Genomic DNA, 24506 nt, shown 5'->3' with positions numbered 1-24506 from the left:
TCCCCGCGCCTCCCTCCTGGCCGATCATGAGCTGGTTGACCGACACGCCCGGCGTGCCGGTCAACCAGCTCATGATCGGCCCGAGGTTCCCGGGGCGCTACAGGTTGTCGCCGATCGCGTGGATCAGCTCGCCGTCGGCGGTGTCCCCGGAGAGCTCCCAGAAGAAGGTGCCGCCGAGACCCTGCTGCTGCACGTACGCCATCTTTCCGGCGATCGTGGCTGGTGTGTCGTAGCTCCACCACTGGTCACCGCAGTGCGCGTACGCCGTGCCGGCGACCGTGCCGGTGGCGGGACAGTTCGCCTGGAGCACCTTGTAATCCTCGATGCCCTGCTCGTAGGTGCCCGGCGCCGGCCCGGTGGCGGAGCCGCCCGGTCCGCTCTGGCTCACCCCGGTCCAGCCCCGACCGTAGAACGGCAGGCCCAGCAGCAGCTTGTCGGCGGGCACGCCGCCGGCCCGCAGGTGCGCGATCGCGGCGTCGCCGTAGAAGCCGGGGGTGGGGATGCCGCCGAACGACTCCAGCGGGGCGTGCGGCGCCGTCGGTCCTTGCGGCGCCCAGGCGCCGAAGAAGTCGTACGTCATCACCATGTAGAAGTCGAGGTACTGGGCGGCACCGACGTAGTCGGCCGCGTCCAGCTTGCCGCCGGCGGTGGCGTCGGCGGTGATCGCCGAGGTCACCAGTTGGCCACCGAACCGGTCCCGCAGCGCCGACATCAGCACCCGGTACCCGTCGAACCCGCTGTCGTCGCAGGTCAACCCGCAGGCGTTCGGGTACTCCCAGTCGATGTCGATGCCGTCGAAGACATCGGCCCACCGCGGATCGTTGACGAGCTGGTAGCAGGACTCGGCGAACGCGGCCGGGTTGGCGGCCGCCTCGGCGAAGCCGCCGGACCAGGTCCAGCCGCCGAACGACCAGACCACCTGGATGTGCGGGTACATCTCCTTCAGTTTCCGCAGCTGGTTGAAGTTGCCGCGGAGTTCACCGGTGTCCCAGCTGTCGGCCTGCCCGTCGACGCTCTCGGCGGCGGAGTAGAACCGGTCGTAGTCGGCGTAGGAGTCGCCGATGGTGCACTGCCCGTTCTGGACGTTGCCGAACGCGTACATGATGTGGGTGAGTTGGCTGGCTGAGCCGCTGGTGTGGATGTTCTGGACGTGGTAGTCGCGGCCGTAGACACCCCAGTTGGTGAAGTACCCCACCACCGCCTGGTCGCCGGGCGGGGGCGGCGGCGTGGTTGGTGGGGTGGTCGGCGGGGTCGTCGGTGGGGTGGTGGGCGGCGGGCCCTGCTCGCAGGGGCCGAGGTCCACCCAGACTCCCCATTCGCCGGTGGTGCCGGGCTCTTCGCCCTGGGTCCACCATTGGGCGCGCCAGCTGTGGCCGGCGTGGCTGACCAGGTCGCCGCCGGTGTAGATGGCGCTGGCGGACCAGGCAGGTTCGGCGCAGGCCTGGGCGGTGCCGGCGGCGGGGGAGTCGGTCTGGGCGGTGGCGGTGGGTTGGCCGACCAGGGTCAGGGCGGCCGCGAGCAGGCCGGTCAGGGTGGCGATCAGGAGCGCCCGGGCGGGTGCTCGGGTGGTGCGGAGTCTCATCTCGTCCCTCCCGATGTGGGGATCAGGTTGGAATCAAAAATTAGGAAAGCTTCCTAACAGTTAGGCTGTGACGTTAGTCTCTATGACGTCGGGTGTCAATGGATCGGTGGGTTGCGCCGTCGGGTTGGCTACCCTTGGCGCTCATGAGCGCGCCGGTGGTGGGTTTCGACCTCGACCTGACCCTGATCGACACCAGGGCCGGGATCGCCGCGACCTACCGGGCGCTCGCGGAGCGCAGCGGAGTCGCGGTCGACACCGACGCGGTGGTCTCCCGGATCGGGATCCCGCTCGCCGAAGAGGTGGCGCACTGGTTCCCGGCCGACCAGGTCGACACCGCCGTGCAGACCTTCCGGGAGCTCTACCCGGCACACGCGATCGAGGTGAGCAGAGCGCTGCCCGGCGCGGCGGCGGCGATCGCCGCGGTGCGCGACCAGGGCGGCCGGGTCGTCGTGATCACCTCGAAGTTGGACCGGCTCGCCACCGCCCACCTGACGCACCTCGGGATCGAGGTCGACGCGGTCTGCGGCAACCGGTTCGGCGACGGCAAGGTCGCCGCGCTGCGCGAGTACGGCGCCCACAGCTACGTCGGTGACCACCTCGCCGATGTCCGGTCGGCCCGCGCCGCGCAGGTCACCGCAGTTGCGGTCGCCACCGGCCCGTACGACGCGACCGCGCTCGCCGCGGCCGGCGCCGACGTGGTCCTGCCCGACTTGCGAGGCTTTCCGGAGTGGCTCGCGCGGGCGCCGATTGCCCAGGACTCGCCGAACGCCACGCGTTAGCCTATTGAGCGGGCGAGTCCGCGCGAAGTTTCCAGTACGAATTTCCCCAGTATGAGTTCACATCCAGCAAGAGGTTGAGGTCTGCGGTGCCAACGGGTCGAGTGAAGTGGTACGACGCTGCTAAGGGTTATGGCTTCGTCACCAGCGATGAGGGTGGCGATGTCTTTCTCCCGAAGAGCGCCCTGCCCAGCGGGGTGACTGAACTCAAGAGCGGCCAGAAGATCGAGTTCGGCGTGATCGAGGGGCGAAAGGGTTCGCAGGCGTTGGGGGTGACGCTGCTGAGCGCTCCGCCATCCGTGAGCGAGCTGCGTCGGCGCCCGCCGGAGGAGCTCCACGGCGTGATCGAAGACATGATCAAGGTGCTGGAGGCGAAGGTGTTGCCGGACCTCCGCAAGGGGCGGCACCCCGACAAGAAGACCGCGCAGAAGGTCGCGCAGGTGGTCCACGCGGTGGCGCGGGAGCTCGACGGGACCGGCAACGCCCCCAGCTAACGGGTCGGTGCGGGGAGGGCGGCGGCGCGCGCGAGCAGCGCCTCGACCGCGGCGCGGCCCTCCTCGCCGAGATCCTCAGTGAACTCGTTGACGTAGAGCGCGATGTGTTGCTCCACCACGCCCGGCGAGAGTTCCTGGGCGTGAGCGAGCACATAGTCCCGGCTCGCGGCGGGGTCCGCCCACGCCGCCCGGACCGAGGCCCGGATCCACTCCGCGGCCTGGTCGATATCGACCCGGTCCCGGCGGGCCAGGATCGCCCCGAGCGGGATCGGCGCGCCGGTCTCGGCCTCCCACCACTCGCCCAGGTCCACCAGCGCCCGCAGCCCGTGCTCCGGGTAGGTGAACCGGGCCTCGTGGATCACCAGCCCGGCGTCGACCTGGCCGCTCGCCACCGCCGGCATGATCTCGTGGAACGGCAGCACGCTGATCCGGGCCGGCGAGCGCTCTCCGGCCCACAGCCGGAACAGCAGGTACGCGGTGGTCAGCTCGCCGGGGATCGCGACGTGGGCGCCGGCGAGATCGTCGCGGTTCGGCTGGTCGCCCCGCACCAGCACCAACGGCCCGCAGCCGCGACCGAGTGCACCGCCGCAGGGCAGCAGTGCATAGTCGTCGGGCAGCCAGGGCAGCACCGCGTAGCTGACCTTGATCAGGTCGAAGTGTCCGTCCTGCACCGCCGTGTTGGTGACGTCCACGTCGGCGTAGGTGACGGCCACCGGTGGCGCTCCGGGCACCTGGCCATGGACGAGGGCGTGGAAGACGAAGGTGTCGTTCGGGCACGGCGAGATCGCCAGCGACAGGGTCACCCGCCCACGGTAGCCGGCGGCGCCGCCGGCCGGCCGGTCAGCGCCGCAGCCGCCATACCGTCAGGTCGTTGATCCGGGATCCGCCCTCGGCGCAGACCAGGTACGTCGACGAGTGCGTACACCAGTCGGTGGGGTGCGGCAGCGGGGCGACCGGTTCGACGCCGGAGTAGTCGGCGGCGATCCAGCCCAGCCAGCTGACATCGTCGAAGTCGCGCACCGTCAGCCTGCCCAGGGCCGGGGCGGTCATCGGGGACCAGGAGACCTCCGGTGGCTCGAGCGCGCGCCAGCCGGTGAGCTCCAGCAGCACCTCGCCGGTCTCGGTCGCCACCAGCTGTTGCGCCGGTTGCCGAGCGAGGTCACTGAACAGCATCACCCCGTCGTCCGGGTGTTCGGAGGGGAGGGTAGCTGTGCTGGTCGACCGCCACCGCAGCGCACCGGTCGCCGGATCGAGTCCGCCGATGCCCCCGCCCGGCGTGCCGAGGCAGATCACCGGGTCGCACGGCCGGGGGATCGGGAATCCCCACTCCTCGTCCCACTCGACTTGCCACTGCGGAGTCAGCCCAGCCAGGTCGAAGGCGTGCATGACCGGCGGGTCGCCGTCGTCGAGCAGCAGCGCCAGCGACCCGACGACCGAGACCGGGATCCGCTCGGGTCGGTCTGCCGGCTCAGGCGCCGGCGTCGATTGCACCGGCTCCCCGGTCTCGGGGTGGAACGAGACGAGGTCGCCACCGGTGAGGCCGACCACATGCCCGGCGGCGACGTTCAACGTGGCGTCGAGCGGGCCGATTCGCCACCGGTGTGCGCCGGTGGCCGCGTCCACCCCGACGTAGAGGTTGTCCTCCTCGGAGCGCACGAGGAAATTGGGATCGACCACCAACGTGTCGCCCGCCGCCCCGATCGGCCAGCCCGGCTCTGTCCACAGCAGCTCGCCGGTCTGCCAGTCCAGCATCGTGACCCGGCCGGCGGGGTCACCGGCGGGGTCACCGAGGCGACCCGCGGTCGGCAGGGACGACAGGTAGGGGGTGCCCGCCCCCGGGTGCAGGCTGAGGCCGTCGACCGTTTCGTCGAGCCGGGTGCGCCAGGCCACCGTACCGTCGGTGAGCTGGTATGCGGTGACCACGGCGAGGTCATCGTCGGGCGCTGGTTGCCGCGCCACCGTGTAGAGGTAGGTGTCGTCGACGAAGAAGTGGTTGGCGGTTACCTGAAACCGCAGGTCCAGCGCGGGACGTTCCGGGGCGCCGCCGGTCAGGCCGGTCAGGAGCGCTGCCGCCAGCGCCGCCGCCAGGATCGGCAGCAGCCGGCGGCGCAGCTGTTCCCCCCGCTGCCGACCGACCGCAGCCTTCGGCTGCCGGTCGACCAACTCGGTGGCGGACCGGTCGCCAAGATCGATGACCCTCGCGCTGTGCTCGGTGGACATCCGGCCACTGTAGTGGTTACCGGTGTAGTGGTTGCCGAGTGGACAAGCTCGGTGGTCGCGGTAGGGATGCCCCGCCGGCAGCCTACGAGAGCTGCTAGCGCAGACGGAGCAGACTTTGAGCTCCGCCGGCCGCTGTCGGGTGCTCCGCGATGCCGATGTCATTGACGTCGCCCCTGGTACCGCCGGTGCGGCTGCCCAGGATGCGCTCGGCGCCCGCGCCCCACCCCTGCTAGCACAGACGGTGCAGCTCTCGAAGGCTGCGGCACCACCCACATAGGCCGGGCGAGGGTTTTCCACAGCTCGGCGGTTATCCACAGGCTGGCCGGAGCAGGCTTGCCGCGCCTGGCTGAGCTGGGAAGACTGGCGTGCGTGACGACCCAGGGCCGATCCGAACCGGAGCCGCTCGATCTCGGCCAGACGCTGCGGTGGCTGCGCCGCTGCGCCGACCTGAGCCAGCGTGAGCTCGCCGCCCGCGCCGGGGTGCCGGCGAGCACTATCGCCAGGATCGAGTCCGGAGCAGCCAGCGACCCTCGGTTCCGGACCGTGGAGCGGCTAGTTTCGGCGGCCGGGGCGGCGCTCGCGGTGACGACAGAGCCGCAACCGCTGCCGACCCACCCTTATGAAGCCGTCCCGGATCGTCGAGGCCGGCACTTCCCGGCGCATCTTGAGGCGCGTCCGGTGCTGACCGCCCGCGACTGGTGGGGCGCCTGGTGGGCCCACTGGTATGAGATTCCCCGCCCTCGATGGCCCCGACCGGCGCCCGACCACACCTTCGACCTCGACCGGGAGCGCCGGGATCAGCGTCGTCGCCGTGCCTGCGGGGAGCAGCTGCTGCCGGAGCTGCACCTCACCAGGTCGTCGGTGGGGCTACCTGACAATGTGCGGCAATACGTGGCGTACGACCCGAGCGGCGGGATAACCGGCTGGCTCGGCGGTTACCTGACCACCGACCCGAGCTCCCGGCAGCGAGAGTTCGTGCTCTGCGCCGTCGAGGTGGCGCCGGCCTGGCGGGGCGTCGGGTTGGGGCGCCGGCTGGTCGGCCGGCTTCGGGATGAGCTCCGCGCCGGGGGCGACGGCGTCGTCATTCGAGTGTGGTTAGGGCTCCAAGCCCCGTTCGGGTTCTTCCGCTCCTGTGGTTTTCGCCTGGTCAACCCGCAGCCCGCGGCGTTGACGCTGGCCGTTGCTGGCTCAGGCGAGCGCCTTGGCCGCGGTGGTGAGGGCGGCGAGCGCCTCCTTGATCCGCCAGGCGCCGCGGTCCCGGGGGCCCACCAGGTTGGAGATCGCGCGGAGCTCGGCGAAGGCCGCGCCGGCGGTGGCGGCGGCGCAGGCGACCCCGTAGCCCTCCATCGCCTCGGCGGCGGCCCGGGGGTGGGCTTCGACGAGGGCGGCGGCACGCGCGGCGGTGCCGGTGACGGTGGCGAGGGTCAGGACATCGCCGATGACCGCCTCGGGTAGCCGGTCCGACAGTTCGGCGAGGAGCTGCGGGTCCGCCGCGACGGTGGCGCTGCCCCAGCCCAGCTCGTCGAGCGGTAACCAACCCTCGGGGGATTCGGCGCCCAGATCGGCCTGGCTGCTCCGGGCAGCGATCACCAGCTCCCCGGGGCCGGCGTGGCCGGCGAACCCGCCGGCGATGCCGGCCGAGATCACCGTCCGGTACGGGTGTCCGGCGGCCTCGGCCAGCGCCAGCAGCCGAGCGGTGCCGGCGGCGGCCGCGGCCGGGCCAACTCCGACCGCCTCGACCGTCACCGAGGTGGCGTCGGTGGGGAGCCCGGCGCGGATCGCGTCCCGCTCGGCGGCGACGGCGGCGGCGACCAGAATCGGCGAATTCAACGGTTGACTCCCTGGTCTCGTGGGTCGGTCTGGTCTCGTGGGTCGGTCCGGCCTCGTGGGTCGGTCCGGCCTCGTGGGTCGGTCCGGCCGGAAGGGTGATCCTGGTCGGCGAGTTCGACGGTGGCGGGGTCGGGGTCCGTGAGTTCGACGGTGGCGGCGTCGGGGTCCGCGAGTTCGACGGTGGCGGCGTCGGGGTCCGCGAGTTCGACCGTAGTGGGGTCGTGGCCCGCGCGGTCCGGGGTCGAGGGAGCGGGCTGCGCCACCGACGGCCGGCCGGAGAGGACCTCCGCTCGTAGCTGGACGGAGACGATCGCCGCTCGAACTACCGCCAACGCCAGCACCCCGGCCGCCACCGCCAGCCCGAGCTGGCCCGGCATCGGGATCAGGCCGAACGCCGCCCCGCCGACGAAGGCCAGCATCAGCACCGTCTCGGAACGGGCGAACGCCGAGGTCCGGTGCTCCTCGTCGAGCCGTTCCTGGATCGAGGAGTCGATCGCCACCTTGGCCAGGCCACTGGAGATCGCCGCGATCACACACAGCGCAACGACCATGGGGAGCGCGAAGAAGAACACCGTCGCGATCGCGGTGAGCGTCACCACCAGCAGCCCGATAGCCTGGATCGCGACCGGATGGTGGATGCGCAGCCGGCTGCCGAGCGCCACCGCCAGGAAGGTGCCGACCACCAGCGCCCCGCTGACGACGCCGAGCGCGGTGCCTTGGCCGAGTTCTACCCCGGCGATCGTGGTCGGTAGCTGGTCGGCCCGGATCGCGAAGGCGAGGAAGATGAGCAGGAACCCGTAGAGGGCGCGGTGGATGCTACTGCCGATCAGCGTCGCGACAACCAGCCGGCTGTTGAAGATCCGGTAGCCGAGGCCGCGGCCCGGGACCCACAGCATCTTCAGCAACCGGGGCGGCTCCTCCGGGGGGTCGGAGTCGGCGCGGTCCGGTAGTCGCAGCGCGATCACCATCCCGATCAGGAACAGCACCGAAGCTACCCGGAGCGGCCACTGCGGCCCGATCCAGAACGCCGCCAGCCCGAGCGGGGTCACCACCGCGCCCGCGATCGTCCCGTACACGCTGCCGCGGGCGTTGGCCTGCGACAGGCCCAGCCGGTCGGGCAGCAGTCGGGGGACGGTGGCCGCCCGCGCCACCCCGTACCCGCGGGAGAGCACCAGCACCCCGAAGGCGGCCGGGTAGAGCGCCCACTGGTCGAGGTAGTCGGCGATCAGCCAGGCCAGCACCGCCCGACCGAGCATGGTGGCGGCCAGGGCGTACCGGCGGCCGTGCCGGAAATGGTCGATCAACGGGCCGATGAGCGGCGCCAACAGTGCGAACGGCACCATCGTGACCAGCAGGTAGAGCGCTACGTTGGTGCGCGCTTCGCCGAGCGGTACGGCGAAGAAGATGGTGCCGGCGAGGCCTACGGCGATCAGTGTGTCGCCGGCGATCGAGGCGGCGTGCAGGTCGAACAGCCGGGCCATGCCGCGCTCGCCACCGGCCATGGCGGTCCGGAAACGGCCGGTCTGCCGCCGGGTCCAGCGGCCACCCGCGACCACGGGTCGGGTGGTGGCGCGGACTCCGCGACCTGCGGCGGTCGCCGCACGCCCGACGGTCTCGGTAACCGGCATTTCCCTATCCTTGCGCATTCTCGTCGGGTAGTGCGAGATTCGACCGGCGACCGTTCCCGCGCGTGACCCGCCGACGGCAGCCATGGGACAATGCCGGCATGCCCACCACACCGTCCCTGAGCAGCACCGCCGAGGCCGGCGCGCGTACGGTCGGCCGCCGTGCCCGGAGCCCGCGGCTGGACGCGGTCTGCGCCGAGGCGGTCGAGGTCGCTCGCGAATCGGTCACCGAGGTGGAGCCGCAGTACGTCGGCGACCATCTGGGCACGCTTGCCGAGGCGGACCGGGTAGTCACCCATCTCTTCGATTGTGGGTTGCCGGGATACCAGGGCTGGCGCTGGGCGGTCAAGGTGACCCGGGTGCCCCGCAGCCGCAAGGTGACGGTCTGCGAGACGGTGTTGCTGCCGGGGCCGGAGGCGTTGCGCCCACCCGAGTGGCTGCCGTGGGATGAGCGGCTCAAGCCGGGTGACCTGGGGGTGGGTGACCTGTTGCCGACCCCGTCGGAGGACGATCGGCTGGCGCCGGGTTACCTCCTCTCCGATGATCCGGCGGTCGAGGACGTGGTGTGGGAGATCGGGCTGGGTCGACGGCGGGTGATGTCCCGGGAGGGGCGGTTGGAGACCGCCGCGCGGTGGTATGAGGGTGATCATGGCCCGGACGCGCCGATCTCGACGTCGGCGCCCCGGGACGCCCGCTGCGTCTCGTGCGGCTTCTGGCTGCCGCTGGCCGGTCGGCTGCGGCAGCTCTTCGGGGTCTGCGGCAACCTGTACGCGCCCGATGACGGCACCGCCGTCAGCGCCGACCACGGCTGCGGGGCCCACTCTGAGGTGCTGCTCGCGCCGGAGCAACCGATCGAGGAGTTGCCGACCGTCTACGACGACACCGAGGTGGAGCTGGTCGAGACGCCGGGGCGCAGCGGCTAGCGACGCTCCCGGAGCCGGCCGACGATGGTGAGCCCGACTCCGATCAACGCCCCGGCGAGGCAGGTCCACACCCAGGCCGAGGGTGCGGCGGCGGCCAGCGAAACCAACCCCACCACCGCCCAGAGCGCGGTGCCGGCCAGGGCGTACGGCGTCAGCGGCGGGTCTAGGGCGGTGATCGGAGGTCGGGCGACGGTCGGGTCGCCGGAGCGCTGGTGCTGGGGCGTGGTTGCCACCGCTCAACGATACTGGTCCGCTCGCCAGGGTAGCCGGGCCGACACTGGTAGCGGCGGTGTCCGGCCTGGACAGGTGTAGGTACGCTACGACCCACACGGGTGACCGCGGTCATAGTAGCTGGTCGTTAGCCCGGCTTATTAGTTAAGCTAAGTATCGTGACGGAGCGGATGGTGATGGCGAAGCAGGTGCCTTCGGTGCAGCTGGCCGGGATGCTGCGCGACGCTCTCACCAGGCTCAACCGGCGGGTCCGGCAAACCCGACCGGTCGGCGATCTGACCGCGACCCAGCTCTCCGCGCTACTCAGCCTCGAGCTCGCCGGGGCGATGGCCCCGCGGGAGCTGGCCGATGCCGAGCGGGTCCGGCCCCCGACCATGACCAAGATCGTGGCCAAGCTGGAGCAGCGCGGGCTGGTGCAACGCACCCCGCACCCGACCGACGGTAGGCAGGTCATCCTGTCCGCTACCCAGGCGGGGCGGGAGATGCTGGCCCAGTTCGAACGGGCGCGCGACGAGTGGCTCGCCCGCCGGATCGCCGAGCTGACGATCGACGAACGCGAGGCGCTGCGGCGAGCCGCGGAGATCTTGCGTCGGGTTGCGGAGGCCTGAGCCCACCCCAGGGGGCTCACCACGCCGGGTCGGTCCGTTCCGTCCGCTATGGACCAAGGTTCGACCCGAGGAGGCGTACCCGCTTGCGATCGCGGCTGCACAAAACCTTTCAGTCCCTGACTGTCCGCAACTACCGGCTGTTCGCCACCGGCCAGCTGGTGAAGCTCATCGGGGTCTGGATGATGTTCGTCGCCCAGGACTGGCTGGTCCTGCAGCTGTCGGACAACTCCGCCACCGCAGTGGGGATCACGGTGGCGCTGCAGTTCACGCCGATCCTGTTGCTGACTCTCTTCGGCGGGGTCCTCGCCGACCGGTACGACAAGCGCAAGCTGCTACTCATCGCCAACGCCTCGTTCGCCGTACTGGCGATCGCCATGGCGCTGCTGGTAGTCACCGGCCTGGTGCAGCTGTGGCACGTGTTCGTGCTGGCCGCGCTGCTCGGCACCGCCAACGCCATCGAGAACCCGGTACGCCAGGCGTTCGTCTCCGAACTGGTCGGCAACACGCTGTTGCCGAACGCGCTCGCGCTCAACTCGGCGGTGTTCAACTCGGCCCGAATCGTCGGCCCGGCGGCGGCGGGCGGCGCGATCGCGCTGTTCGGCCTCGGCCCGGCGTTCCTCATCGCCACCAGCGCCGCGATCTCCCCGGTGATCAGCCTGCTCCGGATCCGGCCGCAGGAGCTACTCCGGGAGCAACTGCCGGGCAAGGGCAAGCGCCCCAGTAGTGGGATCGCCGACAGCATCCGCTACGTCCGCGCCCGCAGCGACCTGGTCCTGCCGATCGCGTTGGTGGCGGTGGTCGGCGCCGCCGGCTTCAATTTCCAGGTCACGTTGCCAGTACTGTCCAAGGTGGTGTACGAGACCGGGGCAGCCTCGTTCGGCCTGCTCGCGGCGGCCCTGGCCGCCGGTTCGCTGGCGGGTGCGCTGGGCGGCACCTGGCGCCGGACACGCCCCTCGGCGTACGTGGTGACCGGTTCGGCGGTCGGATTCGGGGTCTTTTCGATCCTGGTCGGCTTCTCCTCGCCGTACTGGTTGGTGCTGACGCTGCTGCTGCCGACCGGATTCTTCGCGATCTTCTTCGCCCAGGCGGCGAACCAGCGGGTGCAGATGGGCTGCGACGCCTCGTTGCGGGGCCGGGTGATGGGGTTGTACATCCTGGTCTTCCTCGGTACGACGCCGTTGGGCGCGCTCGGGGTCGGCTGGTGGTCGGAGCGGTTCGGCCCGGAGTCGGCGATCTGGCTCGGCGGGGTCGCGTCGCTGCTGGCGGGTGTGGCGGGGTTGGCGTGGCAGCTGCGCCGGCACGGGGAGCAGCTGCGGATGCGGTTCCGCCCGTTGCCGGCGGTGTACGTAGCCCCCCGCTCTCCCGCCGCCCCCACCCCCCCAATCGGCCGATCATGAACTTAGGTACATGAACAGCGGGGTTTCCGGTCCCTAACCCCATGATCGGCAGAGGGGAGCGGGCAGACTGGGGCGGTGAGGCTCTTCGTGGCGATCTATCCCCCGGCCACCGCCCTGGACCACCTGGCCGAGTATGTCCAGCGGCTACGGCTCGGCCGGGCCACCGCCGCCGGCTCCCGGGTCGGGCTCACCGCCCGACCGTCCTGGCACGTCACCCTGGCGTTCCTCGGTGAGGTGCCAGACTCCGGCGTACCGGCGGCCGCGGCCGCGCTCGACACCGGCGTCGCCCGATGGCGTGCCCGCAGCGAACCGGTACCCCGGTTGCGGCTGGCCGGCGGCGGCCGGTTCGGTCGCCGCCGCTTCACCGTGCTGTGGGTGGGACTAGATGGCGACCGGGCGGGGCTCAGGGATGTAGCCACCGAGGTCCAGCGCGCGCTGTGGGAGGCAGAACTCGCCATCGACGACCGCAAACCGTTCCGGCCGCACCTGACGATCGCCCGGCCGGGCGACCGGCTGCCCGTGGCCGACCTCGACGCGGACCTGTCCGCGCTCGCCGAGTACACCGGTCCGGAGTGGCCGGTGGCTTCGGTGATGCTGGTGCGCAGCCACCTCGGCCCGAAACCGGTGTATGACCCGCTGGTGCGGATTCCGCTCCCGCCCGCCCCCTCCGCGCCGATCATGAGCTAGTAAACCGACACGCCCGGCGGGTCGGCAAACCAGCTCATGATCGGCCGGGAGGGCGGGGCGGCTCATGATCGGCCGGGAGGGGGCGGGTTCACCAGGCCCAGGCTTCGGGCCCCGGGCCGCCCTTGCCGACCGGCGGGAACAGCTCGTCCAACCGGCTGCTCACCTCGGCATCGAACGGCACCGTCAGCGCCCGCAGCGAATTGTCCAGCTGCTCGACCGTGCGGGGCCCGATGATCGGCGCCGTCACCGCCGGCTGCGCCAGCAACCACGCGACCCCCACGTCCGCCGGGTCGTGGCCGAGGTCGGCGGACAGCTTCTCGTACGCCTCGATCGCCGGCCGATGCGCGGTCAGCGCCTCTTCCGCCCGGCCGGAGCCGGCCCGGGCCGCCCGCCCCTCGGCGAGCTTGCGGATCGCCCCGGCCAGCGCCCCGCCGTGCAGCGGCGACCACGGGATGATCCCGATGCCGTACCGCTGCGCCGCCGGCAACACCTCGAGCTCCACATGCCGGGTGAGCAGGTTGTAGATGCACTGTTCGGAGACGAGGCCCAGGAAGTGGCGCGACTTCGCCGCCTCCTGCGCCTGCACCAGGTGCCAGCCGGCGAAGTTCGACGAGCCGACGTAGCGGACCTTGCCCTGGTTGGTGAGCACCTCCATCGCCTGCCAGATCTCCTCCCACGGGGTGCTCCGCTCCACGTGGTGCATCTGGAACAGGTCGATCCAGTCGGTCTGGAGCCGTTGGAGGGACTCGTCGCAGGCCTTGATCAGATGCCGCGCCGACAGGCCCTGGTCGTTGGGCCAGTCGCTCATTTTGCCGAATGCCTTGGTGGCGAGCACTACTTTGTCGCGCCGGCCGCCGCCCTGGGCGAACCAGCGTCCGATGATCTGTTCGGTGACCCCTTCGCCGACCTTCCAGCCGTATACGTTGGCGGTGTCGAAGAAGTTGATGCCGTGCTCCAGCGCCCGATCCATGATCGCGAAGCTGTCGGGTTCACTGGTCTGCGGGCCGAAGTTCATCGTGCCGAGGCAGAGCCGACTGACCGAAAGTCCGGTGCGGCCTAGGTTTTTGTACTCCATCCGCCCAGCCTGCCACGCGCGGCCGGTGCCGACCGGCGACCGGCCGGCCGTGCCGGGCCTTGACGGTTCACGACTCGCGGGCCGCCGGTGGGCTGCCGAAGAGCACTTCGTCCCAGCTGGGGCCGCGCTTGCGGGGGGCTTCCCCGCCGCTGTTGGCGTCGTTGTTGCCGGTGCGGCGGGGGCGCAGCACCGCCAGCGACGGCACCGCCGGGACCTCCTGCGGGGCGTCGGCGTCGTCCTCGAACGGCGAGCTGCCCCGCTGCCGGGAGGTGTCTGCGATCGCGGCCGCCGCGGCCGGTGCGTCCAGGCCCCGACCAGCGGCGCCGAGCGGGCGGTCCAGGCTGGCCATGAGCGCGTCCCGGCCGGCGCGGATCGGGTCCCGGGTGCTGCGGCGGGCGGCGGTCTCGTCGGTCGGGGTGGGCAGCCCGTGGCCGCCGCGGGACTGCTCCCGCGGCTTGCCGCGACGACGCAACGGGTCGGCGTCGGCGCCGGGCGCCTCCTCTTGCCCGAGGATCGGGGTGGGCCGCTCCGCGCACAGGTAGTGCGCCATGTCGTCGTGCGGCGTGACCTGGGTGCGGGCCTTGTCGAGCTCCCAGATCGCCTGCGCGGTGGCCTTGCCCGACGGCCAGGTGGCGATGACCCGCCAGGTGCCGTCGTCTCGCCGGTACGCGTCCCAGGAGATCTTCTCCGCGTCCACGCCGTGCTGGTCGAGCCGACCGTCGACCACCTCGGCGAGGGTGGCGGAGCGGTCGGAGCTCTTCAGCTTGGTCCGCCGGGCGTGCTGGGCCAGCATCGCCCGCTCTTGCAGGACCGGTCCCGCGTACCGCAGCACCCGGTCGACCGGCACGCCGGCGACCCGGGCCACCTCGTCGGCGGACTCGCCGGCCCGGATCCGGGCCTGGATGTCGCGCGGGGAGAGCGTCGCGACCTGCTCCCCACCGCCGCCGGAACCGTTGGCGGACCCGTTATGATCTGCCTCGGCACGAACCGCCATCACCAGGCGGTCGTCGCGAGGCAGGGCCAGCAACCGGCCGACCTCGTCGGCGAGCACCAGCGCCTGACCGTCCTCGGAGACGGCGACGAACCTCACCGGTCGCATCGCGAGCCTCCCTCCCGTGCCGTGCCAGCGCCGAGGTGAAGTCCTCGGCTGCCCCCCGATGCCTCCCGACCACGGTACGCGGTCTTCGCCAGGGTCGGGGGGAGGCCACGCCGACGGGTACCCGACGCGAACGGTCCCGGCTGCCCACTATGGCAGACGCAGCGTCGTGGGCCGATCACCAGGAGGTGGCGACTCCGGCGAAGACGGCGAGGGTGCAGAACGCGATCCCGACGAATACGGCCCCGATGATCGTGAACATCACGTCATTGAGGGCCCCGCCGGCCCCGGCCAACCCGAACTCTGCCGGATGGGCGGGGTGGTACCGGACCGTCACCTGCTGCTGTGGCTTCGGCCGGAAGACGCTGTTGGCATCCCGGTGGCGGCGATGGACCTCGCGACCGTCGGGTGTGAAGAAATGCACGGTGAACGCGTACACGAGGCTGCTGCCCCGGCCGGAGCGCTGGCGTTCGGTCCACACATCGGTGACCACGCCGGTGGTCTCGGCGGTCCACTGCCGGCGCCGCCGGCCCGACCGGACCCCGCTGCCGAGCAGGACGCCGCCGACGATCAGGAAGAGCACCGGCAGCAGCACCGGCAGGATCTGCGCGCCCCACTGCCAGCTGGCCAGCAGCCCCGCCGCCGCCAGCACTGGCGCGATGAGCAGCAGGTACGGCCCGAACGGGCTGGTCTGGGCCGGCCCGGCGCGGACCGGGTACGGGCCGGCGGGTCCGAGGATCTGCTCCACCTGGTACAGGTCTGGATCGTCTGGTGACACCCGGAGCTGGACCTGCCCGCCCTCCCGGACCACATAGCCGCCCAGGCCGCTGGTGTCCCGGATGGTGCGGTCGTAGCCGCCGCCGGTGGGTAGTGACAGGGTGACCGCGTGGCCGGCGGCGCGGTTGACCGACCGGTCCATCGGCTCCACCGCGGCGACCCGGGCGGTGACCAGCCGGCCCGCCTGCGCGAGATGGAACTGGTCAGCGGCCCGCCGCCGGCCGGCGACGACGCCGCGGACCCCCAGCACCAGCGCACCGAGGATCGCGGTGGCGATGACGACGGCTCCGAGTGGTTCCATCCCCTCGGTGTATCAACCCTGCGCCACCGGCGGCCCGGCGGCGATCAGCTCAGCTCTGCTCCAGCAGGTAGTCGAGGCAGGAGGTGAGCGCTGCCACGTCGGCCGGGTCGATCGCCGGGTAGAGCGCGACCCGGAGTTGGTTGCGGCCGAGTTTGCGGTACGGCTCGGTGTCGAGGATCCCGTTGGCCCGCAGCGCGGCGGCGAGCCCGGCCGCGTCGACCGAGTCGTCGAAGTCGATGGTGGCCACCATCGGCGAGCGGAGCGCCGGGTCGGTGACGAACGGCTGCGCCACCGGGCACCGCTCGGCCCAGCCGTAGAGCACGCTCGCCGACTCCGCGGTGCGCTTGGCCGCCCAGCTCAGCCCACCTTGGCTGAGTAGCCAGTCGACCTGCTCGGCGGCGAGGAAGATGGTTGCCAGCGCCGGGGTGTTGTAGGTCTGGGACAGCCGTGAGTTGTCGATCGCGGTGATCAGGTCGAGGAAGGTCGGGATGTAGCGCCCGGACTCCTTGATCTCGTGGGCCCGCTCCAGCGCGGTCGGGGAGAGCAGCGCCAGCCAAAGCCCGCCGTCGGAGGCGAGCGCCTTCTGCGGGGCGAAGTAGTACACATCCGACTCGGCGACGTCGACCGCCAGCCCACCGGCGGCGGAGGTGGCATCGTGGAGCATCAGCGCGCCCGGGTCGGCGCCGGCGACCCGGCGGACCGGCACCGCCACGCCGGTGGAGGTCTCGTTGTGGGGGGTCGCGTACGCGTCGACGCCGGCTTCGGCGATCAGCTCCGGCGCGGTGCCGGGGGCGGCCTGCCGGACGCTCGGGTCGGCCAGGAACGGCGCGTCCTTGACGGCGGCCACGAACTTCGAGCCGAACTCGCCGAACGAGGCGCACTGGGCCTGGTTGCGGATCAGTGAGAAGACCGCCACCTCCCAGAACGCGGTGGTGCCGCCGTTGCCGAGCACGACTTCGTACCCGTCGGGGAGGTCGAACAGGTCGGCGATGCCCTGGCGTAGGCGCGCCACCTGGTCGCGGACGGTGCGCTGGCGGTGTGAGGTGCCGAGGTACGTGGTCGCCACCGCGCGCAGCGCGTCCAGCGACTCTGGGCGTACCTTCGACGGCCCGGAGCCGAACCGTCCGTCGGTGGGCTTACGGTCCTCAGGAATCTGGATCTTCGTCAGGTCAGCCACCAACCCATCCTTGCACCCCGGGCTGGGCGGGGGCACATGCCGCCCCCCGCCCACCCCGCCAACCTGCGGGTTGATCATGGGTTTTGGGACCTCAAACCGCCCCGTTCAGGTACCTGGGTCCATGATCAACTCTTGGAGGGTGCGGGGGGCTGGGCCGACGTACTTCGCTGAAGGGCGCACCAGCCGCCCCAGCTTCTTCTGCTCCAGGATGTGCGCGCTCCACCCGGCGGTCCGGGCGCAGGTGAACATCGAGGTGAACATGTGCGGCGGCACCTGGGCGAAGTCGAGCACCACCGCGGACCAGAACTCGACGTTGGTGGCGAGCACCCGGTCCGGGCGGCGGGCGTGCAGCTCCGCCAGCGCCGCCTTCTCCAGCGCCTCCGCCACCTCGAACCGCGGCGCGCCGAGATCCCGGGCGACCCGCCGGAGCACCCGGGCCCGCGGATCTTCGGCCCGGTAGACCCGGTGCCCGAAGCCCATCAGCCGTTCTCCCCGGTCGAGCACATCCTTGACGTACCGCTCGGCGTCGCCGGAGCGCTCCACTGCGTCGATCATGTGGAGTACGCGGGAGGGTGCGCCGCCGTGCAACGGGCCGGAGAGGGCGCCGATCCCGGAAGAGATGCAGGCTGCCGCGTCGGCGCCGGTGGAGGCGCAGATCCGGGCGGTGAACGTGGAGGCGTTCATGCCGTGTTCGGCGGCGGAGATGAAGTAGGCGTCGACCGCCTTGACGTGGCGAGGATCCGGATCGCCGCGCCACCGCTTCATGAATCGCTCCACAATGGTGCTGGCCTTGTCGATCTCGCGCTGTGGCACCGCCGGCAGGCCCAGACCGCGGGCTGACTGGGCGACGAACGACAGCGCGGTGACCGAGACCCGGGCCAGGTCGTCGCGGGCCCGCTGGTCCGAGATGTCCAGCAGCTGCTGGAGGCCGTAGTAGGGGGCGAGCATGGCGACCGCCGACTGCACGTCGACCCGGATGTCGCCGGAGTGCACCGGCACCGGGAACGGCTCGGCCGGGGGCAGGCCCGGCCCGAACTCGCCGTCGACCAGCAGCGCCCAGACGTTGGCGAACGACACCTCGCCGATCAGGTCCTCGATGTCGACGCCTCGGTAGCGCAGTGCGCCGCCTTCCTTGTCGGGTTCGGCGATCGCGGTCTCGAAGGCGACCACGCCCTCCAAGCCCGGTTTGAAGTCAGACATTTCGCACTCCCTTGATGTGTCTGGGCGAGCGCAGCCAGTGCTGCCCGGCGATGAGGGATCCCCTATCTTCGAGTCATCTTGCCTGGCCGGGGTGGTGCGGGTGGCGACCGGGTGGGTGAGGATGGGCAGTGTGACGAAGGACATGCCGGACCTGCCGCGGGTCCGCCAGGAGTACGCCGCCGAGGCGGCCCTCGCCGAGGGCGACCTGGCCGCCGACTGGCCGACGCAGTTCGCCGGGTGGTTCGCCGAAGCGGTCGACGCCGGTGAGCTGGAACCGAACGCGATGGTGCTGGCGACCGCCGACGCCCGCGGCCGGCCCAGCGCCCGGACCGTGCTGCTGAAGGGCTACGACGAGCGTGGCTTCGTGTGGTTCACCAATCTGCGGTCGCGTAAGGCCACCGAGGTACGGGCCAACCCGTACGCGAGCGTGGTCTTCGGGTGGCTGCGGCAACATCGTCAGGTGGTGGCGTGTGGGGAGGTGGCGCCGGTCTCCCGGGAGGAGACCGAGGCGTACTTCGCGCAGCGGCCGCGCGGCGCGCAGTTGGGGGCGTGGGCGAGTCACCAGTCGCAGCTGCTGACCGACCGGGCCCAGCTGCGGGAGCGGTACGAGCAGGTAGCAGCCCGGTATCCGGAGCGGGTGCCAGCGCCGCCGTTCTGGGGTGGTCTGCGACTGGTGCCGGAGACGGTGGAGTTTTGGCAGGGCCGCTCGGATCGGTTGCACGACCGGTTGCGCTACCGCCGGCTCGCCGGTGACCACAATCTGAGCGGCGATCCCAATCTTGGCGGCGATCCCAATCGATGGGTAGTGGAGCGGCTGGCGCCGTGACCCAGCCGCCAGGTCACTATAAGGTAACGGGCATGGCTGACACAGTTCATCCGTCGGGTTCCCAGTGGACCATCTCCGACGGCGCCCAGGAGGCGGTGATTGTCGAGGTCGGCGGCGGCCTGCGGACCTGGCGGGTGGGCGAGCACGAGCTGCTCGACGGGTATGCGGCGGACGAGCTGTGCCCCGGTGCCGCCGGCCAGATCCTCGCCCCGTGGCCGAACCGGATCCGCGACGGTCGGTATCCGTTCGCGGGCACCTGGCACCAACTGCCGGTCAACGAACCAGAGAAGCACACCGCCCTGCACGGGTTGGTGCGCTGGTTGCCGTGGCGGCTCACTGCGGCCGACGATTCGTCGATCACGGTCGAGTGCGTGTCGCCGGCGCAGCCGGGTTACCCGTGGACGTTGGCGTTCGAGACGGTCTGGTCGCTGGCCGCTGGCGGGCTCACCGCCACGCATCGGGTGACCAACTGGTCAGCGGAGCCGGCGCCGTTCGGTTTTTCGGTCCATCCTTATCTGCGTCTGCCCGGCGTCGCGGTGTCGGAGCTACGACTGCACGTGCCGGCGCGGTCGCGGCTGCTCGCCGACTCCCGGTTGTTGCCGATCGGCGCGGCCAAGGTCGACGGGACCGAGTGGGACTTCACCACTCCCCGCCGGATCGGTGATCTGGTGGTGGATGTGACGTACGGGTCGGTCATCCCGGAGGCCGACGGGACGTCGGCGGTGACTTTGTCGGCCGAGGACGGCGCCGGGGTGCGGCTGTGGGCCGACGCGTCGTTCCCGTGGTGGCAGCTGTATAGCGGTGACACGTTGGGCGACGAGCGGCAGCGCCGATCGGTCGCCCTGGAGCCGATGACCTGTCCGCCGGACGCGTTCCGATCCGGGCGGGACGTGATCATGCTGGCGCCTGGTGAAACCTGGGAAGCACGGTGGGGGCTGGTGGCGCTGTCATCGGCGTAAACACCGTGACGGAAATGCGAGAAGTGTTCGCGTCGGCACCTTGAGCCCCGGTACTGTGCTAGTTGAACGCACGTAGCCGGGGGGTGGAGCTATGACTAGAGCGACCCGTGCGGAGGGGGCGCTGGCCGACGTCAAGTTCTTGACGGTGGCAGAGGTGGCCGAAGTGATGCGGGTGTCGAAGATGACGGTGTACCGCCTGGTGCACTCCGGTGACCTGGCCGCGGTACGAGTCGGGCGTTCCTTCCGGGTGCCCGAGCGGGCGGTGCACGAGTATCTCCAGGAGGCGTTCGACGAGCACGGTGGCCCGGTGCTGCCCTAGCGGCGTCGCTCCCGGCCCGACCTCGTTGCCCGGTCGGTGGGGCGACCCGCTACCCTAGGTGCCGACCGCGCGGGCCGACCGCGTGCCGGCCGAGGGCGAAGGGTGATTTGCATGGGCTCGGTGGTCAAGAAGCGTCGTAAGCGCATGGCCAAGAAGAAGCACCGTAAGCTGCTGCGTAGGACCCGCGTCCAGCGTCGTCGCCTCGGCAAGTAACCCCGGGCGCGGGCGTTCGCCCGCAAGCTGTGGAGGGGCACGTGAAGGCCGCAGACCCGGAGGTCGTGCTGGTGACCGGCGTGAGCCGGTTCCTCGGCGCCCACGTGGCCTCGCGGCTGGCCGACGATCCCCGGGTTCGGCGGGTGATCGGGCTGGATAACGGCCCGCCGCCGCCGGAACTCGCCCCACTGTTGCGGCGGGTGGAGCTGATCGAGGCCGACCTCACCCGCTGCGCCACGCTGATTCCGCCGCTGGCGCCGCAGGCCGTGGTGCATCTGGGGGTCTCGACCGCGCCGGAGCCGGCTACCGGTGGCCGAGCGGCCATGAAAGACCAGAACATCATCGGCAGCATGCAGCTACTCGCCGCCTGCCAGCGGCTACCGAAGCTGCGCAAGCTGGTGGTCCGCTCCTCCACCGCCGCCTACGGCGCGTCGTTTCGGGATCCGGCGGTCTTCACCGAGGAGACCGAGCCGCGGGAGGTGCCGCGCGGCGGCTTCGCCCGCGACATCCTCGACATCGAGGGCTATGTCCGCGGCTTCACCCGGCGCCGCCCCGACGTGATCCCCACCGTGCTCCGGCTGGCCCCGCTGATCGGTCCGGCCGCGGAGACGACGCTCACCCGATACTTCGCCCAGCCGGTGCTGCCGACCGTGTTGGGTCGGGATCCGCGGCTGCAGTTCGTCCATGTAGACGACGCGTTGGAGATCATGCACCGGTCAGTGGTGGAGGATCATCCGGGCACCTTCAACGTCGCCGGTCCCGGGGTGTTGACGCTGTCGCAGGCGATCCGCCGGGCCGGTCGGGTGGCGGTGCCGGTCGCCGAGCCGGGGCTCTCCGGGGTGGCGGCGCTGGTGCGCCGGTTTGACCGGGGCAGCTTCGGGCTGGACCAGGTCGACCTGTTCATCCACGGCCGGGTAGTCGACACCACCCGCTTGTCGAAGGAGTTCGGGATCACCCCGCGTACCACCCCGGAGGCGTTCGCTGACTTCCTCAGCGGCCGCGGCGCTGGTGGGGTGGTGCTGGGGCGGCAGCGGCTGGAGGCGGCGGAGCGGGCGATCCGGTCCGGCATCGCCAAGGTGCGCGCGATGCGGCAGCAGCGCGATCAGCCGGAGCCGGAGCAACCGGGGTTCGGGCCATGACCGCCGCTTCCGAACCGGATATCTGGGATCGCCGGGTCGCTGCCGGGCTGGCGTTCCTGCGTCGGCGACTCGCCGGCGACTACGACGTCGACGAGTTCGGGTTCGATCCGGAGCTGACCGACGCGGTCCTCTACCCGATGCTCCGGCAGCTCTACCGCCGTTGGTTCCGCACCGAGCTGATCGGCGATGAGCACCTGCCGCGCACCGGTCCGGCGCTGGTGGTGGCGAACCACTCCGGCACTATCGCGCTGGACGCGTTGATGCTGGCCGTCGGGGTTCACGACGCGGTCGACGACGGCAATGGCGTGCCGCCCCGATATTTGCGGCTGCTCGGAGCGGACTTTCTGTTCCGTGCGCCGGTGATGTCGTCGCTGACCCGCAAGTCCGGCGGCACCCTGGCGTGCAACCCGGACGCCGAGCGGCTGCTGCGCGCTGGCGAGCTGGTGGGGGTGTTTCCGGAGGGGGTCAAGGGCGTCGGCAAACCGTTCCGTGACCGCTACAAATTGCAGCGATTCGGCCGGGGAGGCTTCGTCTCGGCGGCGTTGCACACCGGCGCGCCGATCATTCCGGTGGGGATCGTGGGCGCCGAGGAGATCTACCCCAAGCTCGGCGATATCCAGCCGCTGGCGCGGCTGCTCGGCCTGCCCTATTTTCCGGTCACCCCGACCTTCCCGTGGCTGGGGCCGCTCGGAGCGATCCCGTTGCCGTCGAAGTGGTTGATCGAGATCGGCGAGCCGATCGACACCTCGGAGTGGGCGGGGCAGACAGACGATCCACTGGTGATCTTCAACCTCGCAGATGAGGTACGAGAACGGATCCAGCAGTCGCTGCACCGGTTGCTGGAGCGGCGCCCGGAGCCGTTCTGCAGTGAGCCGTCGCCCGACCCGGACCGGTCGCCGCCGGTCAGCTGAGCGAACGCAGATCCAGCGCCCGCCAGTGGAGCGCCTCCCCGCTGCCGGTCGACCACCACAGGAAGCCGTTGCCGTGGCCTACCCGGCCTACCTCGGTGGCGAGCTGCACCGAGGCTGTCTGCCGGAGGTCGTAGAGCATCAGCTGCTGGTCGCTGACCGGGCTGCCGGCCACCCCCGGCACGGTCCAGATCTCGAATTGATCCTGCAACGCGACATCCAGCAGCGGCGACGCCACCTGCCCGCCGCCGGCGACCAGCTGCCGGTCGCTGCCGTCGGGCCGCTGTAGCTCGATTCGGGTGACCTCGCTGGCGGTCGCCGGCACCAGCACCCGGCACCAGCGGGCGGCGCAGGTGACCAGTTCGCCGGGCCCGGCGGGCACCTGCACGGTGGCGGCCGCGGCGGTCTGTGCCCGCAGCCGCACCGGCTCGTCCCCGACCCCGCCGTTGTCGACCAGCCAGGGCCAGGGGCCGAGCGCCCACTGCCCGGCGATCGTCCGCACCCGTACCGGGCCGCCGGCGAGCGGCACCGACCGGAGTTCGGTGCCGTCCTCGCTGGCGGCGGCCCAGTGCACCTGGTCCTCGGCGACGGTCAGGTCGTGCTGGGACTGCCGGAAAGTGGCCGGCCCGGTGTCGGCGGTCAGCCGTTGCGGCTGGCCCGGGCGCCGGTCATCGGACGGCGGTGTGGTCGGCAGCTCGGCGGTCCAGATTTCGGTGGTAGCACCGTCGGTGCCGCTGGTGGATTCGCCCCAGACCAGAGCACCGGGTGGCGGGTCGGCGGCGATGGTGAAGCGAGGCCGGCTGGCGCCCGGTAGCCGGCGCAACTCCGCCACCGAGGGCTCGCCGGCCGCCGCGGCCGGCGCTCCGCCGGCCGCGCCAGCGAGCTGCAGCAGCACCGCCTCGTCGGTCTCCGGGTCACGGCCGGTCGCGATCGTCGTCCCGTCGTCGAGCACCAGCAACGGCTCGTACCCGACCGTGCCGGGCGCCACCGGCAGGTCGAGGACGGTGGCGTGCGGGTAGGCCGAGGCGAGCGTGGGTGGGCCGCCGGACCGGCGGGGCGGGTCGCCGACCAGCAGCACCAGGCCGGCGGCGAGCGCCGTCGAGACCGCGACCAGCTCGCGGATCCGGACCCGGCGGGTGGCCGAGGTCACCGACTGCGGGCCGGGGTCTGGCGGCGCTCCGGCGCTCGCCAGCGCCGGCGCAGCGCCATCGCGGTGATGATCGCACCGGCCGCGGCGCCGGTCGCGAGGGTGGCGGGGATACCGACCTTGGCCGCCTTCCGGACCGACCGGAAGTCGCGTACCTGCCAGCCGCGGGCCCGGGCTTCCCGGCGCAGCGCCGAGTCGGGGTTGACCGCGACCGCCTGCCCGACGGTGTTGAGCATCGGCAGGTCGTTGATGGAGTCGCTGTAGGCCGAACAGCGACTCAGGTCGAGGCCCTCGGCGGCGGCGAGCTTGGTGATCGCGTCGGCCTTGGCCGGGCCGTGCATCAGGTCGCCGTCGAGGGCGCCGGTGTAGACGCCGTCGGCGACCTCCGCGACCGTGCCGATGGCCCCGGTGAGCCCGAGCCGGTTGGCGATCACCCGGCCGAGTTCGACCGGCGCGGCGGTGACCAGCCACACCGGCTGGCCAGCGTCGAGGTGCTGCTGGGCCAGCGCCCGGGTGCCGGACCAGATCCGTTCGGCGATCAGCTCGTCGTAGATCTCTTCGGCGAGCCGCTCCATGTCGCTGACCCGCCAGCCGGCGACGAACGCCAGCGCCGACTGCCGGGCCAGGTCCATGTGGCCGCGGTGTTCGGTGGCGACGACCCGGAACCGCAGCTGCCCGAGGGCGAACCGGACCAGGTCGCCGGCGGAGAGGTAGCGACGAGCCGCCAGCCCGCGGGCGAACCAGTAGATCGAGGCACCCTGCAGCATGGTGTTGTCGACGTCGAAGAACGCGGCGGCGCCGGGGTCCGGCGGCACCGTCAACGCCGCGTCTAGCTGCTCCTGCGCGCCCCGGGCCGGCTCACCAGGGGAGCGGAGCCGGCGGATGGGGCGCGCGATCCGACGGGTACGGGGCACCGGCGTCCCTCCTTCACGCTTCTCCCGCGAGGGTAGCCGGCCGCCGCGACCACGGAGAAACCCGACACCGGTTCCGAGAACC

The 24506-nt window shown here is 71.6% G+C and carries 25 protein-coding genes and 1 pseudogene; 13 read left to right on the top strand and 13 right to left on the bottom strand.

Translation table 11 applies throughout. The features are described from left to right. Positions 1-97: 97 nt before the first annotated feature. Positions 98-1582, bottom strand: a complete 1485-nt coding sequence (locus tag JQS43_RS23820; RefSeq protein WP_239676594.1) for a glycosyl hydrolase family 18 protein — start codon at positions 1580-1582, stop codon at positions 98-100. Positions 1583-1725: 143 nt separating this feature from the next. Here JQS43_RS23820 and JQS43_RS23815 point away from each other — a divergent pair, with 143 nt between their 5' ends. Both JQS43_RS23815 and JQS43_RS23810 read left to right on the top strand, forming a co-directional pair. Continuing rightward, positions 1726-2361 carry an HAD family hydrolase gene (locus JQS43_RS23815; RefSeq protein ID WP_239676593.1) on the top strand — a complete coding sequence of 212 codons (636 nt, stop codon included), beginning with the start codon at positions 1726-1728 and terminating at the stop codon, positions 2359-2361. An 86-nt stretch (positions 2362-2447) separates the two neighbouring features. Beyond that, positions 2448-2852 carry a cold-shock protein gene (locus JQS43_RS23810; protein WP_239676592.1) on the top strand — a complete coding sequence of 135 codons (405 nt, stop codon included), beginning with the start codon at positions 2448-2450 and terminating at the stop codon, positions 2850-2852. Here the strand turns inward: JQS43_RS23810 and JQS43_RS23805 are convergent. Both JQS43_RS23805 and JQS43_RS23800 read right to left on the bottom strand, forming a co-directional pair. Beyond that, positions 2849-3655 (bottom strand): 1,4-dihydroxy-6-naphtoate synthase, encoded by an 807-nt coding sequence (locus JQS43_RS23805; RefSeq protein WP_239676591.1) that lies wholly within the window; start codon positions 3653-3655, stop codon positions 2849-2851. The two genes, JQS43_RS23810 and JQS43_RS23805, sit on opposite strands and share 4 nt — an antisense overlap. Before the next feature lie 37 nt (positions 3656-3692). Beyond that, positions 3693-5072, bottom strand: a complete 1380-nt coding sequence (locus tag JQS43_RS23800; RefSeq protein WP_239676590.1) for an outer membrane protein assembly factor BamB family protein — start codon at positions 5070-5072, stop codon at positions 3693-3695. 369 nt (positions 5073-5441) lie between these two features. On the opposite strand from JQS43_RS23800, the pseudogene JQS43_RS26390 reads away from it, so the two are divergent. After that, positions 5442-6203 (top strand): annotated as a pseudogene (locus JQS43_RS26390) (GNAT family N-acetyltransferase); the annotation flags it as partial. Positions 6204-6260: 57 nt separating this feature from the next. On the opposite strand, the gene JQS43_RS23795 reads toward JQS43_RS26390, so the two are convergent. Both JQS43_RS23795 and JQS43_RS23790 read right to left on the bottom strand, forming a co-directional pair. After that, positions 6261-6902 carry a futalosine hydrolase gene (locus JQS43_RS23795; protein ID WP_239676589.1) on the bottom strand — a complete coding sequence of 214 codons (642 nt, stop codon included), beginning with the start codon at positions 6900-6902 and terminating at the stop codon, positions 6261-6263. After that, complete coding sequence (locus JQS43_RS23790) at positions 6899-8530, bottom strand: MFS transporter (RefSeq protein WP_239676588.1); 1632 nt, start codon at positions 8528-8530, stop codon at positions 6899-6901. The genes JQS43_RS23795 and JQS43_RS23790 overlap by 4 nt, the downstream gene beginning before the upstream one ends. A gap of 98 nt (positions 8531-8628) precedes the next feature. Between JQS43_RS23790 and JQS43_RS23785 the strand changes: the two genes are divergently transcribed. Next, a complete protein-coding gene (locus JQS43_RS23785; RefSeq protein ID WP_239676587.1) occupies positions 8629-9450 on the top strand; it encodes a DUF3027 domain-containing protein in 822 nt (273 codons plus the stop codon). Here JQS43_RS23785 and JQS43_RS23780 read toward each other — a convergent pair. Continuing rightward, complete coding sequence (locus JQS43_RS23780) at positions 9447-9683, bottom strand: DUF2530 domain-containing protein (RefSeq protein ID WP_420847619.1); 237 nt, start codon at positions 9681-9683, stop codon at positions 9447-9449. The genes JQS43_RS23785 and JQS43_RS23780 overlap by 4 nt on opposite strands. A gap of 156 nt (positions 9684-9839) precedes the next feature. Between JQS43_RS23780 and JQS43_RS23775 the strand changes: the two genes are divergently transcribed. From JQS43_RS23775 to thpR, 3 genes are all read left to right on the top strand, one after another. Next, entirely contained in the window at positions 9840-10289 is a 450-nt protein-coding gene (locus tag JQS43_RS23775) for a MarR family transcriptional regulator (RefSeq protein WP_239676586.1), read from the top strand. 83 nt (positions 10290-10372) lie between these two features. Then, a complete protein-coding gene (locus tag JQS43_RS23770; protein ID WP_239676585.1) occupies positions 10373-11686 on the top strand; it encodes an MFS transporter in 1314 nt (437 codons plus the stop codon). 75 nt (positions 11687-11761) lie between these two features. Next, on the top strand, positions 11762-12373 hold the full coding sequence (thpR, locus tag JQS43_RS23765; protein ID WP_239676584.1) for an RNA 2',3'-cyclic phosphodiesterase: 612 nt from the start codon (positions 11762-11764) through the stop codon (positions 12371-12373). A gap of 88 nt (positions 12374-12461) precedes the next feature. Here thpR and JQS43_RS23760 read toward each other — a convergent pair whose 3' ends face one another. The 5 genes from JQS43_RS23760 to JQS43_RS23740 all read right to left on the bottom strand — a co-directional run bounded on the left by JQS43_RS23760 (position 12462) and on the right by JQS43_RS23740 (position 17999). After that, positions 12462-13448, bottom strand: a complete 987-nt coding sequence (locus JQS43_RS23760; protein ID WP_239676583.1) for an aldo/keto reductase — start codon at positions 13446-13448, stop codon at positions 12462-12464. Between the two features lie 67 nt (positions 13449-13515). Further along, a complete protein-coding gene (gene sepH, locus JQS43_RS23755) occupies positions 13516-14547 on the bottom strand; it encodes a septation protein SepH (RefSeq protein ID WP_239676582.1) in 1032 nt (343 codons plus the stop codon). Between the two features lie 175 nt (positions 14548-14722). After that, positions 14723-15622: a DUF3592 domain-containing protein gene (locus JQS43_RS23750; RefSeq protein WP_239676581.1), complete on the bottom strand. Its 900-nt coding sequence runs from the start codon at positions 15620-15622 to the stop codon at positions 14723-14725. Between the two features lie 49 nt (positions 15623-15671). Then, on the bottom strand, positions 15672-16799 hold the full coding sequence (gene serC / locus JQS43_RS23745) for a phosphoserine transaminase (RefSeq protein WP_239676580.1): 1128 nt from the start codon (positions 16797-16799) through the stop codon (positions 15672-15674). Between the two features lie 105 nt (positions 16800-16904). Further along, positions 16905-17999 (bottom strand): citrate synthase 2, encoded by a 1095-nt coding sequence (locus JQS43_RS23740; RefSeq protein WP_239676579.1) that lies wholly within the window; start codon positions 17997-17999, stop codon positions 16905-16907. A gap of 121 nt (positions 18000-18120) precedes the next feature. Here JQS43_RS23740 and pdxH point away from each other — a divergent pair, with 121 nt between their 5' ends. From pdxH to JQS43_RS23710, 6 genes are all read left to right on the top strand, one after another. Next, entirely contained in the window at positions 18121-18825 is a 705-nt protein-coding gene (gene pdxH, locus JQS43_RS23735) for a pyridoxamine 5'-phosphate oxidase (protein ID WP_239676578.1), read from the top strand. Between the two features lie 32 nt (positions 18826-18857). After that, complete coding sequence (locus JQS43_RS23730; protein WP_239676577.1) at positions 18858-19784, top strand: aldose 1-epimerase family protein; 927 nt, start codon at positions 18858-18860, stop codon at positions 19782-19784. 91 nt (positions 19785-19875) lie between these two features. After that, complete coding sequence (locus JQS43_RS23725; RefSeq protein WP_239676576.1) at positions 19876-20103, top strand: helix-turn-helix domain-containing protein; 228 nt, start codon at positions 19876-19878, stop codon at positions 20101-20103. 111 nt (positions 20104-20214) lie between these two features. After that, positions 20215-20316, top strand: coding sequence for a 30S ribosomal protein bS22 (locus JQS43_RS23720; protein ID WP_239676575.1), 102 nt, complete (start codon positions 20215-20217; stop codon positions 20314-20316). 41 nt (positions 20317-20357) lie between these two features. Then, positions 20358-21455, top strand: a complete 1098-nt coding sequence (locus JQS43_RS23715; protein WP_239676574.1) for an NAD-dependent epimerase/dehydratase family protein — start codon at positions 20358-20360, stop codon at positions 21453-21455. Then, entirely contained in the window at positions 21452-22366 is a 915-nt protein-coding gene (locus JQS43_RS23710; RefSeq protein ID WP_239676573.1) for a lysophospholipid acyltransferase family protein, read from the top strand. The genes JQS43_RS23715 and JQS43_RS23710 overlap by 4 nt, the downstream gene beginning before the upstream one ends. Here the strand turns inward: JQS43_RS23710 and JQS43_RS23705 are convergent. Together JQS43_RS23705 and JQS43_RS23700 are read right to left on the bottom strand one after the other, a co-directional pair. Beyond that, on the bottom strand, positions 22359-23513 hold the full coding sequence (locus tag JQS43_RS23705) for a hypothetical protein (RefSeq protein ID WP_239676572.1): 1155 nt from the start codon (positions 23511-23513) through the stop codon (positions 22359-22361). The two genes, JQS43_RS23710 and JQS43_RS23705, sit on opposite strands and share 8 nt — an antisense overlap. Next, positions 23510-24424: an HAD family hydrolase gene (locus tag JQS43_RS23700; protein ID WP_420847618.1), complete on the bottom strand. Its 915-nt coding sequence runs from the start codon at positions 24422-24424 to the stop codon at positions 23510-23512. Before JQS43_RS23700 ends, JQS43_RS23705 begins: the two co-directional genes overlap by 4 nt. Positions 24425-24506: the final 82 nt, after the last annotated feature.

The sequence above is a fragment of the Natronosporangium hydrolyticum genome (genome assembly GCF_016925615.1).
Classification (GTDB): Bacteria; Actinomycetota; Actinomycetes; order Mycobacteriales; family Micromonosporaceae; genus Natronosporangium; species Natronosporangium hydrolyticum.
This window is presented reverse-complemented; position numbering and strand designations above follow the sequence as displayed.